Annotated in this window: 15 protein-coding genes; all 15 read left to right on the forward strand. The window is 44.1% G+C overall.

Annotated elements, in window-relative coordinates; translation table 11 throughout:
- The first annotated feature begins 63 nt into the window (after positions 1-63).
- The 15 genes from atpG to R2B72_RS12950 all read left to right on the forward strand — a co-directional run bounded on the left by atpG (position 64) and on the right by R2B72_RS12950 (position 11840).
- The gene (gene atpG, locus R2B72_RS12880; RefSeq protein ID WP_412177845.1) at positions 64-930 is read left to right on the forward strand and encodes an ATP synthase F1 subunit gamma; all 867 of its coding nucleotides are present in this window, start codon (positions 64-66) and stop codon (positions 928-930) included.
- 42 nt (positions 931-972) lie between these two features.
- Positions 973-2388 carry a F0F1 ATP synthase subunit beta gene (gene atpD / locus R2B72_RS12885; RefSeq protein ID WP_318617014.1) on the forward strand — a complete coding sequence of 472 codons (1416 nt, stop codon included), beginning with the start codon at positions 973-975 and terminating at the stop codon, positions 2386-2388.
- Positions 2389-2520: 132 nt separating this feature from the next.
- Positions 2521-2928 (forward strand): F0F1 ATP synthase subunit epsilon, encoded by a 408-nt coding sequence (locus R2B72_RS12890; protein ID WP_318617015.1) that lies wholly within the window; start codon positions 2521-2523, stop codon positions 2926-2928.
- Positions 2929-3002: 74 nt separating this feature from the next.
- On the forward strand, positions 3003-3239 hold the full coding sequence (locus R2B72_RS12895) for a DUF1146 family protein (protein ID WP_318617016.1): 237 nt from the start codon (positions 3003-3005) through the stop codon (positions 3237-3239).
- Positions 3240-3572: 333 nt separating this feature from the next.
- A complete protein-coding gene (gene murA, locus R2B72_RS12900) occupies positions 3573-4871 on the forward strand; it encodes a UDP-N-acetylglucosamine 1-carboxyvinyltransferase (protein WP_318617017.1) in 1299 nt (432 codons plus the stop codon).
- 184 nt (positions 4872-5055) lie between these two features.
- Entirely contained in the window at positions 5056-5937 is an 882-nt protein-coding gene (gene spoIID, locus R2B72_RS12905) for a stage II sporulation protein D (RefSeq protein WP_318617019.1), read from the forward strand.
- 10 nt (positions 5938-5947) lie between these two features.
- The gene (locus R2B72_RS12910; RefSeq protein ID WP_318617020.1) at positions 5948-6607 is read left to right on the forward strand and encodes a M23 family metallopeptidase; all 660 of its coding nucleotides are present in this window, start codon (positions 5948-5950) and stop codon (positions 6605-6607) included.
- Between the two features lie 217 nt (positions 6608-6824).
- Entirely contained in the window at positions 6825-7094 is a 270-nt protein-coding gene (locus tag R2B72_RS12915) for a sporulation transcriptional regulator SpoIIID (RefSeq protein WP_318617021.1), read from the forward strand.
- Positions 7095-7259: 165 nt separating this feature from the next.
- Positions 7260-8252, forward strand: coding sequence for a rod shape-determining protein (locus R2B72_RS12920; RefSeq protein WP_318617022.1), 993 nt, complete (start codon positions 7260-7262; stop codon positions 8250-8252).
- A 40-nt stretch (positions 8253-8292) separates the two neighbouring features.
- Positions 8293-9129 carry a flagellar hook-basal body protein gene (locus tag R2B72_RS12925; RefSeq protein ID WP_318617023.1) on the forward strand — a complete coding sequence of 279 codons (837 nt, stop codon included), beginning with the start codon at positions 8293-8295 and terminating at the stop codon, positions 9127-9129.
- 81 nt (positions 9130-9210) lie between these two features.
- The gene (locus tag R2B72_RS12930; RefSeq protein WP_318617024.1) at positions 9211-10047 is read left to right on the forward strand and encodes a flagellar hook-basal body protein; all 837 of its coding nucleotides are present in this window, start codon (positions 9211-9213) and stop codon (positions 10045-10047) included.
- Positions 10048-10072: 25 nt separating this feature from the next.
- Complete coding sequence (locus tag R2B72_RS12935; protein WP_318617025.1) at positions 10073-10399, forward strand: DNA-directed RNA polymerase subunit beta; 327 nt, start codon at positions 10073-10075, stop codon at positions 10397-10399.
- Positions 10400-10441: 42 nt separating this feature from the next.
- Positions 10442-10885 carry a 3-hydroxyacyl-ACP dehydratase FabZ gene (gene fabZ / locus R2B72_RS12940; protein ID WP_318617026.1) on the forward strand — a complete coding sequence of 148 codons (444 nt, stop codon included), beginning with the start codon at positions 10442-10444 and terminating at the stop codon, positions 10883-10885.
- Positions 10886-10978: 93 nt separating this feature from the next.
- A complete protein-coding gene (locus tag R2B72_RS12945; RefSeq protein WP_318617027.1) occupies positions 10979-11365 on the forward strand; it encodes a hypothetical protein in 387 nt (128 codons plus the stop codon).
- 97 nt (positions 11366-11462) lie between these two features.
- Positions 11463-11840: a hypothetical protein gene (locus tag R2B72_RS12950; RefSeq protein ID WP_318617028.1), complete on the forward strand. Its 378-nt coding sequence runs from the start codon at positions 11463-11465 to the stop codon at positions 11838-11840.
- Positions 11841-12164 lie beyond the last annotated feature (324 nt).

Raw genomic sequence — 12164 nt, forward strand, 5'->3', positions numbered from 1 at the left:
AGGAAACGGTTTTGACAACAACGCCAAAACGATTCTTGATCTAAAAAACGATAAGGTGGTGAAATGTCAGTGGCATCATTACGCGATATAGAAAACCGTATTAAGTCGACGAAGAAAACAAGTCAAATTACCAAAGCGATGCAAATGGTCTCTGCTTCCAAATTGGCCCGTGCCGAAAGCAACGCAACAGCGTTTGTTCCGTACATGGAAAAAATTCAGGAAGTTGTAGGGGCAATTGCTGCGGGAACAAAAGACTCTGGTCATCCAATGCTCGTAACACGTCCGGTTAAAAAGACGGGTTATATCGTCATTACATCGGACCGCGGGCTCGTTGGAGGTTATAATGCCAACATCCTGCGTACGGTTAAACGCGCAATCGAAACACGTCACGCGTCGAAAGACGAAGTGATGATTGTTGCAATCGGACGGAAAGGTCTTGAATTTTTCCAACGTCTTGATTTCAATATTGTCGAAAGCGTCGAGGGAATTAGTGATCATCCTTCATTCGATGAAATAAAAGACGTCGCTAAGCGTGCTGTTGGCATGTTCACAGAAGGCGCGTACGATGAAGTGTACTTGTATTACAACCACTTCATCTCCGCCATCTCAAATGAAGTGACGGAAAAGAAATTGCTTCCGCTCACTGACATCATATCGACACCGGCAACGACTACTTCATATGAGTTTGAGCCTTCAGGCGAAGCAATTCTTGAAGTACTTCTTCCGCAATATGCGGAAAGCCTCATTTTCGGTGCATTGATTGATGGTAAAGCAAGTGAACATGCTTCTAGTATGACAGCGATGAAAACTGCATCTGATAATGCAGCTGATTTAATAGATTCTTTAACACTTTCATTCAACCGTGCTCGACAAGCCGCGATTACTCAACAAATTACAGAAATCGTCGGCGGCGTCGCAGCTCTCGAATAAAGGAAGAAATTGCACGGCAACAGTAAGACAGGAGGGAAAAGTATGAATAAAGGACATGTACTTCAAGTAATGGGTCCGGTTGTTGACGTTAAGTTCGAAAACGGTCAACTTCCATCGATCTATAACGCATTGAAGGTCCAGATTACTCGTCCAAACACTGAGCCTGAAACGTTGACACTTGAAGTCGCGCTTCACCTTGGGGACGATACTGTACGTACAATTGCAATGTCATCAACAGATGGTCTACAACGTGGTTCAGTAGTAGATGATATGGGTTCTGCAATTTCAGTGCCAGTAGGTGACGTTACACTAGGACGCGTATTTAACGTACTAGGAGAAATTATTGACCTTGGTGAGGAAATTCCAGCAGCGGATCGTCGTGACCCAATTCACCGTTCAGCTCCAGTATTTGAAAACCTTTCAACGGAAGTTGAAATTCTAGAAACGGGTATTAAAGTTGTTGACTTACTTGCTCCATACATCAAAGGTGGTAAAATCGGCCTCTTCGGTGGTGCGGGTGTAGGTAAAACAGTTCTAATCCAAGAATTGATCAATAACATTGCACAAGAACACGGTGGTATTTCGGTATTCGCTGGTGTTGGAGAGCGTACACGTGAAGGAAATGACTTGTTCTACGAAATGACAGATTCTGGCGTTATCAACAAAACGGCAATGGTATTCGGTCAAATGAACGAGCCACCTGGCGCGCGTATGCGTGTTGCATTAACAGGTTTGACAATGGCAGAATATTTCCGTGACGAAAAAGGCGCGGACGTTCTTCTGTTCATCGATAACATCTTCCGCTTTACTCAAGCGGGATCTGAAGTATCTGCATTACTAGGCCGTATGCCATCAGCGGTTGGTTACCAACCGACACTTGCAACGGAAATGGGTCAGCTTCAAGAGCGTATCACATCGACAAACGTCGGTTCTGTTACATCTATTCAAGCAATCTACGTTCCTGCGGATGACTATACGGATCCAGCTCCAGCAACGACGTTTGCTCACCTTGATGCAACGACGAACCTTGAGCGTAAACTTTCTGAAATGGGTATTTACCCTGCGGTTGACCCACTTGCTTCATCTTCACGCGCACTTAGCCCAAGCATCATTGGCGAAGAGCATTACGAAGTTGCACGTCAAGTACAACAAACGCTTCAGCGTTACCGTGAACTTCAGGATATCATTGCAATCCTTGGTATGGATGAGCTTGGCGAAGAAGATAAATTGGTTGTAGGACGCGCGCGTCGTATCCAATTCTTCTTGTCGCAGAACTTCCACGTAGCAGAGCAATTCACAGGACAAAAAGGTTCATACGTACCTGTAGCTGAGACAGTTAAAGGCTTCAGCGAAATCCTTGAAGGCCGCTACGACCACCTTCCAGAAGATGCATTCCGACTTGTTGGACGCATTGAAGAAGTTATCGAAAAAGCGAAACAAATGGGCGTTGAGGTTTAATTTAATTCAGCAGATTTCCTGCTAAATTAAAGCCTCCGGCGGATGCGACAGATTGTTATCGAGCAGGTCTTGATAACAATCTGCGCCAAATTCGCCAAGGCGAATTTGATTAAGCTACCAGGAGGGGAAAAAATGAAGACAATTAAAGTCAATATCGTCACTCCCGATGGCCCTGTTTGTGAAGCCGATGCGAATACAATCGTCGCAGTCACCGAAGCAGGCGAAATTGGGATTCTTCCCGGCCACGTTGCGATGGTAGCGCCTCTTAAAATTGGTGCACTTCGCCTGATAAAGGATGGCGTGACGGAACATGTTGCTGTACACGGCGGCTTTCTTGAAGTCCGTCCAGATGTTGTCACTGTTTTAGCACAAAGTGCAGAAATGGCTTCTACGATTGACCTTGCTCGTGCGCAAGCAGCAGCAAAACGGGCGGAAGACACATTGCGTGCTGAAAAAGATGAAAGTAACTACAAATTGGCGGAACTTGAATTGAAGCGTGCCATCAATCGTATCAACGTGTACGAAACAAGAAAAAAATGAGTAGTTGATGATGGCGGACAAGGGGAAAAGTTTTCTTCTGTCCGTCTTTTCATCGCGTCTACGGAGGTTTACATATGACTAGTATGATGGCATTCCAGCCTTTACTTGCAATCGTGTCGCATATTTTCTTCATAGGTATTTCCTTTTATGCGCTACAAGCGATTATGCCAGAAAAAATTATCAAGAAAAATCGAGTGATGCAAGCCCAATTATTATTTATTTTATTGAGTATTGCAGTCGGTTCGGCCGTATCAAATTTCTTTTTGGAGATATCCTATTGGTCAGGAAGGCTTCCATTTATATTTAGTTAATTTTTAATTTGTAATAAAAAATCGAACTTTTCGGATAAAGGGTAATTACGATACATGCTATCGCCGCGGATATGATAAAAATGTGTTTACTATGCCGCCATATATGGGGCGATGGCATGAAGTTGACCCTTAGTTTTATGACACAAAACGTAAAAAGTGTACATAGTATAGACTACTTAGCAGGGCATTCAGAAATAGCCCGGACGCAGCTTGTTTATTAAGCTGAGGCAATGTAGAATTAGATATGTTTTTATGTTGAATTTATGATAAGCAAGTTTTAGATAGAAGTCTATAATATGTTTGGCTACAACACAGGAGTCGGAGGGACTTATTTTGGATAAAATTATTATCAACGGTGGACGTGTACTGAGAGGGAATGTCCGGGTAGAAGGCGCAAAAAATGCAGTATTACCAATACTAGCTGCTGCATTGCTTGCATCAGAAGGTACAAACGTTATACGGGATGTGCCAAATCTTTCAGACGTTGGAACGATCAATGAAGTACTGAAAAGCTTGAATGCAAAAGTGGAGCATTTCCCTGAGAACGACGAAGTGATTATCGATTCGACAGGTACACTTTCTGCAGAAGCACAGTTTGAATATGTACGAAAAATGCGTGCATCCATCCTTGTGATGGGACCGCTTTTAGCACGTAACGGTTATGCAAGAGTCGCACTTCCTGGTGGTTGTGCAATTGGATCTCGTCCAATCGACCAGCATTTAAAAGGCTTCGAGGCAATGGGGGCAGAAATTTCATTTGGCCATGGACATGTTGAAGCCAAAGCGGTAGGCGGCTTAAAAGGCGCAAAAATCTACCTTGACTTCCCAAGTGTTGGCGCAACTGAAAATATTATAACGGCGGCAGCATTAGCAAAAGGGACAACGATTATTGAAAACGCTGCAAAAGAACCTGAAATTGTAGACCTTGCGAACTTCATCAATGAAATGGGTGGAAAAGTTGTTGGAGCTGGTACGGACTCGATTCGAATTGAAGGTGTAGTGAAGTTATATGGTACAACGCATCATATTATACCCGACCGTATTGAAACGGGTACATTTATGGTGGCAGCAGCAATTACAGGTGGCGATGTCATTATTGACAATGCTGTTCCTGAACACAATGCTGCGCTAATTTCAAAATTAGGCGAAATGGGCGTTGTCATTACTGAGTTGGATGAGGGAGTTCGTGTGACAGCGCATTTGCCTTTGAAATCAGTTGATTTGAAGACGATGCCGCATCCAGGCTTCCCAACGGATATGCAGTCACAAATGATGGCACTTATGCTGACAGCGTCAGGTACAGGTGTCCTAACTGAAACGGTTTTTGAAAATCGCTTCATGCATGTAGAAGAATTTCGTCGCATGAACGGATTAGTTAAAATTGAAGGTAGATCAGTTATTATCTCAGGACCGTCTAAACTGCAAGGTGCTGAAGTAGCAGCGACAGATCTTCGCGCAGCAGCTGCGCTTATTCTGGCAGGTCTTATGGCAGAAGGCGTTACACGCGTAACGGAACTATCGCATCTCGACCGCGGATATGTAAACTTCCACGGTAAGCTTGCAGCACTTGGAGCAGACATCGTCCGAGTTTCACCAGAAACGCAAACTGAAAAATCAGCACAACTCGTCTAATTTATCATTACAAAAAGGCTGTGGAGCACTATCTACAGCTTTTTTGTTGTTTCAAAAAATAGAGGCATAAATCCAAACGGACTTCATATACTCAACCATGGACAAACTACTAGCTGCTTTATTCATCCTACTATTGTTTTTTATTCCCGTTTTCTTGAAACAGACGCCGGACATGAGTAGCAAGGTGGAGGAAACAAAGGTCGAACTTTGCCCAGTAATGATTACGGTTGCGGGTATGGACAAGCCGATTCCACTGGAAGAGTACGTTGTTGGAGTGGTCGCGGCTGAAATGCCAATTACATTTCAGGAGGAAGCGTTGAAAGCGCAGGCCATTGCCGCTCGTACCTATGCGCTCCGGACGACGGATAATGGCAACAGGCCCATTGCTGCAGATGTTTCTGCCCAAGTATATGCCAGTGAAGCGCAGCGTAAAGAGCGATGGAAGAAAGAATTCAAACGCAATGAAAAGAAAGTACGTACAGCAGTGAAAGCGACCGCGGGTGATACCCTTATGTACGAAAATAAAATGATATCGGCCATGTTTTTTTCCACATCGAATGGTAAGACTGAAACAGCGCAAAACTTTAGCGGTAGTGATATCCCTTATTTACAAAGCGTTGACAGTCCTGGGGAGGAGGACGTAGCAGCAACAGTCGAACGGAAATCAACAATGGCGCTTGCGGAATGGAATAACTTGATAGGCAGCGAATGGGATGCCGAGCAATTCAAATCATTACAGCTCGTTAGAAACCCTACAGGGCGTGTTCAGAAGGCTGTGACTTCGGGATTCGAAGCGAGTGGCCGGGAAATGCGTGATTTGTTAGGACTCGCATCAACAGACTTTGATATCGCATTTGATGTCACCAATCAGATTGTTCATGTAACAACAACCGGTTATGGTCATGGTGTTGGTATGAGCCAGTATGGGGCAGAGGCATTTGCCCAGAAAGGATGGACGGCTGAGGACATTCTTTTACACTACTACACAGGAACAGAAATAAAAAAATTTACTTTACTTGATTCCGAATGTTTAAAAACTCCTTCACTTGCAAATAATAGCGAGTGAGGTGATGACAATGCGAGAAGAAAAACCGAAAGCCCCTTCTCAGAAGAACAAAAGTGCAAAGGCAAAAAGTTGGTTTTGGCCAGTAGTCTATTCGGGTATCGCAATCGTCTTCGTCGGCATGATCTGGGGTTATAATGCATTCATGACGGAAGATTCCCCGGGGCTGACAGACGTTGCAAACAATGATGTAAAGGATCCGCCAATCGTGCAGACGAACGCAGTAAAGGAAACGCTCAAGTATCCATTTGCTGAAGAAGTCTTAGATGATGTAGTCATCGTGCAGGATTATTATGACACAGAGAGGGACGAAGCATCTCGTGAAAATGCGTTGCTCGTTTTCAATCAGACATATGTGGCAAATACTGGCGTGTCGATTTCTGTGCAAGGTGAGCCCTTTGAAGTTGTAGCGGCACTAAGCGGTAAAGTAGAATCGGTCGTGACGGACCCATTCAAGGGTGATGAAATTACCCTGTCCCACGCAGATGGATTAACAACAATCTATCGTTCCGTCACAGGAATTCAAGTTAAACAAGGTGACGAAGTAAGCCAAGGACAAGCACTCGCCACAGCTTCAGAAAACGGATGGAATTCAACAGCAGGTATCCACCTACTTTTTGAAGTACAGGAAAATGGTGTAGCCATCAATCCACGTTCTAAACTTGCATTCTAACAAGGCGCACTTAGCCATTCAATGCCAGTTACTGATCCAATTCATGGTTTGTGAATTGTGTCAGCAGCTGGCACTTTTTTGTTGCGTTTAGACTTCGTGTGCCTTGCGCTGTTGTTCTTGCACGCAAGAGAGTTCTCCCCCTTGCCCACACGCATATCCCACCAAATGACCGCATAGAATAAAGGAAGATTCAGAGCCGACAGGAAAGGAAGAGGGCGTGCACGAGCAAATACGGAGGCGATGCGTGCGCCTCGGAAAAATGTTGCTGGAGACAGGACTTACTGTACGGGCGCTAGCAAAAGCGACGGGCTATTCGAAAAGCACGGTCCATAAAGATCTGACGGAACGTTTACCGAATGTCGATGTGGCATTGGCGGAAGAAGTCGCAAAAATACTTGCCTATCATAAGTCTGTCAGACATTTACGAGGTGGCGAAGCGACAAGAGTCAAATGGATGAATGAAGTTAAGAAGATTGGAAGCAGTTAGCAACGCCGGGCGGTTTCGCAACGTAAATTGCGATCCGCCTTTTATTATGTCCTGAATGGTTCTAAAGTATATTCATTATTGTAGAACTATGGTAAAATATTTAGTTAGGAGAGTATACATATACGGTAATATTCGATGATCCAGGTGGAAGGGGAAACAGAAACAATGTTTGCGAAAGATATTGGGATCGACCTCGGTACAGCCAACGTCTTGATTCATGTAAAAGGAAAAGGGATTGTTCTTAACGAACCGTCAGTAGTAGCCATTGATAAGCACACGAACAAAGTGCTAGCGGTTGGTGAAGAAGCAAAACAAATGGTCGGCAGGACGCCAGGTAATATTGTGGCTATTAGACCATTAAAAGATGGTGTTATCGCAGATTTTGATGTGACGGAAGCTATGCTCAGTCACTTTATTAATAAATTGGACGTTAAAGGATTTTTATCGAAACCGCGGATTCTTATCTGCTGTCCGACAAACATTACGAGTGTTGAACAGAAAGCCATCCGACAAGCAGCCGAGAAATCAGGCGGCAAGAAGATATACCTTGAAGAAGAGCCGAAAGTGGCGGCAATTGGCGCAGGAATGGATATTTTCCAACCAAGCGGCAACATGGTAATTGATATTGGCGGTGGTACAACAGATGTCGCTGTCTTATCGATGGGAGACATCGTAACCTCGCAGTCCATTAAAGTGGCAGGGGATACATTTGATAATGATATTACACAATATATTAAACGACATTATAATTTGCTTATTGGGGAACGCACTTCGGAAAATATCAAATTCAATGTCGGTACGGTGTTCCTAGGTGGCCGCAAAGAACAAATGGATATAAGAGGGCGCGACATGGTGACAGGCCTTCCGCGTACGATTACGGTGCATTCCGATGAAATCGGTGAAGCACTAAAAGAATCGATCTATATGATTGTTCATGCAGCAAAAACAGTGTTGGAAAAAACACCACCTGAATTGTCCGCCGACATTATCGATCGTGGCGTCTTCTTAACAGGCGGCGGTGCTTTGTTACATGGCATTGACCAACTCCTTGCTGAAGAGCTAAAAGTACCGGTATTTATTTCAGAGAACCCATTGAATTGTGTCGCAATTGGGACAGGTATTTTATTGGACAATATCGACAAAATCGCTAGTCGTTAATAGATTCCAACCGTGAATTATTGAAACAGGAGGCGGGAACATGTTCCGTGGATTTTATACAGTAGGCTCTGGGATGATTGCACAACAGCGCAGAACTGAAATGTTAGCGAACAACCTTGCAAATGCCAATACGCCAGGCTTCAAGGCGGAACAGTCATCGATACGGTCATTTCCGGAAATGTACATGTCAAGCATTAACACGACACGTATTCCTACGAAAGACGGTTTTCAATTGAAAGGTCTATCGCCAGTTGGGGCAGTTTCAACAGGTGTTTACATGCAGGAGACGCTACCATTGTTTGCGCAAGGTCAATTACGTGAAACTGAGCTTACGACGGACGTGGCGCTCATTGACGGCCTCCTACCAGTGGATAATGAAACAGGCACACAAGGCGCAATCTTTTTCAGACTTGAAGATGCCAATGGTGGCGAACATTACACGAAAAATGGTAATTTTACGCTTGATCCAAGTGGCTATTTGACGAATCCGCAGGGGTATTATGTACTCGATAATAATGGGCAGCGAATTGCCTTACAAAATGATGATATTGAGATTACACAAGAGGGCGTTATCATGAACGGGGAAAATGCTGTGGCGACACTTGGTATTTCATTCGCACAACGTCCTGATGCGCTTCTAAAACAAGGAAACGGGATGTTTAAGACAGAAGGCGGCGAAAACCTTCAGAATGCCAATGCAGTTGCAGGCGTGACGTATTCGATGCAACAGGGGTATCTGGAAGGTTCGAACGTTGATGCTGCACAAACGATGACGGATATGATGACGGCGTATCGTGCATTTGAGGCCAATCAAAAAATCCTTCAAGCCTATGACCGAAGCATGGAAAAAGCAGTTACTGAAATCGGGCGCATTTAACTTGATTGTGCAGAATCTGGACGCAAACATGCCTCGGCGTGTTTGATCTAATCATAAATGATTTGAAGGGAGCCGAAATGCATGCTACGCACAATGTCAACAGCTACCAATACATTAAATCAATTGCAACAGCAACTAGACATAATTGGGAACAACCTTGCGAATTCAGCTACCCATGGCTACAAATCGAGCAATGCGAAATTCCATGAATTGCTCTATCAGCAATTCAATAATGACAAGGCGGATACAGCACCGCGCCAATCACCGCTTGGAATTCGTTATGGCTCCGGAGCTGTTCTTGGACAAGCGCAAATGAATTGGAAAGTGGGTTCATTGCAAACGACAGATCGTCAACTTGATTTTGCACTGACAGAACCCAAACAATACTTTACGATTTTGATGCCAAGTGATGGCGGAGAACAGACTGTGTATACGCGACAAGGAAATTTCTACATTTCACCTGTGGCAAATGGTCAAGGTATGCTCGTCAATAGTGAAGGCTATCCCGTTGCCAACAGCGAAGGATTACCAATTACATTTGCAGATGATGTTACAAATTTCACAGTTGATGCGGGTGGAATGCTAGCATTGACACATGCTAATGGAACGGTGGAGAGAGTAGAATTAGGCATTACAGTGGCGCAACGTCCTAATTTGCTACAACGTCTATCCGGTACAAACTTTGGACTGCCTGCAAACTTAGCGGACCTTGGTGTCACACAGCAAGAAGTGATGACTGATCTGCGTGGTGCCACAAGAAACCAAGTGAGTTTAGAAGGCGGTATGCTTGAAGCATCTAACGTTAACTATGAGAAAGAAATGACGGATCTCATCACTGTTCAGCGCTCTTATCAATTCAACGCGCGCTCAGTTACAATGGCAGACCAGATGTTAGGTCTGATTAACGGCATTCGATGAGATTTCGGTAGGGAGTACTAGGGATATGACAGATGAAAAACGAAGTAGTTTGAAGCGACAAGAGGATGAGTCAGTAAAAACGACCACCCGAACACGGTCTTCACGCAGCGAACATAGCAAGCGGAGCACCGAAATTGGACAAGCTACACCGCCGAAACAGTTGTGGGTACAAATTCGCCTCCTGCCCATCTGGCTTCGTGTAATACTCGTCCTACTGTTACTCGTGGGGGCGGCTATACTCGGGGCTATCATTGGCTATGGCTATATTGGTGATGGGGAGCCTACCGATGTTCTCAAAAAAGAGACATGGACCCACATTATCGACATCATTAGTGGGAAAGAGTCGAATTGACTTTTTCGTTTGATACATAAATAAAACATCAGGGGGATGACCATGCTAACAACAGAGCAAATCCAAGCAATCTTGCCACACCGTTATCCATTTCTCATGGTAGACCGTATTCTTGAGGTTGAAGAAGGAAAACGTGCAGTCGGAATAAAAAATGTAACAATCAACGAAGAATTCTTTAACGGGCATTTTCCGGGCTATCCAGTAATGCCAGGTGTGTTAATCGTTGAAGCGCTTGCACAAGTCGGCGCAGTCGCACTACTGCAAAAAGAAGAAAATAAAGGGCGACTAGGCTTTTTCGCAGGTATCGATAATTGTCGTTTTAAACGCCAAGTGACACCGGGTGATACATTGCGCCTTGAAGTGGAAATTACAAGACTTCGGGGGACTATCGTCAAAGCAAAAGCAATGGCAACGGTTGACGGAGAAATTGCTTGCGAAGCAGAGATTACATTGGCACTAGGACCAGCCGTTTCCAAAGTAGATTAAGTTTGCGAACGCATTGGAACTTAGTTACAATGTCAGTATAGTGTCATTGCAAAAAATGGCAAAGCACTTCGAAGTAGGAGGGTACAAGTCAGTATGTTTAAAGATCTTTCTCCAAATTTAAAAAGTAGCATTACGAGGTCCATCACACAGACTTTTGAACAATATATGAGTGATATTGAATGGTCTGAAGAAAAATTTAGCATCGATGATTTTATTGCCAGCTGGCGTGAATACATTACGACAAAAGCACTTTGGTATTCCAAAATTCCAGATGACATGAAACTCGATCCAGATTTTCATGAGGACCTCGCAAAACGTATCAATGAAGTCATCGCACGCGTCCTCGGTGAACCACCGTCCGAAGAACAGATTGTGGCAATTCAAATGATGCAGGAACAGCTGAATACGCATTATGAGTATGATTGTAAAGCTGAAGCTGTATACGTTGAAACGTTGCTTAAAAATCATTTAGAAATGTAAGAAAGAAAAAGGGATAGTTACTCCTTTTCTGGTCAAGCTATAAAGTATCATACTGATTTGTATGGTAAAAGGCTTGTGGAGAGGAGGAAATCATTTCATGTTCAAAAAAGCGATACCACTCGTGTTGATGTCGGGATTTGTGCTGACTGCTTGTGCAAACAACGGTACAGTACCGAAGAACAACGAAACGCCAATGGAAAAAGTGGAGGACCGTACGAGGGACTTGACGCCTAAAGTTAATAATGGGCAGACAGGACCAAATATGGATGGTCTCGATAACAATCGAGATATGAACGGGAACGGTGTGCGTAACGGCGTCATTAAAGACAATAATACTACACCCAATGGAGTAATCATTGAAGGCAACACGACTACGCCAAACGGAGAAATTATTAATGATGGCAATACGACTACACCAAATGAAGTGATCATCGATGAAAATCTCAACAAGAACAACAATCGTAACAACCACTAACCACAAGCCACTCGAAAACCGCCTCGAATTTTGAGGCGGTTTTTTCTTTGAGCGCAAATTATGTTGTTAGGCCCTCTGCGCGTTGCTTAGTTTGGGGCGAGTGTTGTCTAGTTCATCGGAAACGTTGCTAGGTAGGCTGGTTACGTTGTTAAGTCCTTTTGGCGTTGCTTAGTTCGGGGCGAGTGTTGTTAAGTTCATCGGAAACGTTGCGAGGTAAGCTGGTTACGTTGTTAAGTCCTCAGAACGTTGCTTAGTTCGCTGAAAGTGTTGTCTAGTCCATCGGAAACGTTGCGAGGTAAGCTGGTTATGTTGTTAAGTCCTCAG

Origin of the sequence: Sporosarcina sp. YIM B06819 (assembly GCF_033485175.1) — a bacterium.
Taxonomy (GTDB): Bacteria; Bacillota; Bacilli; order Bacillales_A; family Planococcaceae; genus Sporosarcina.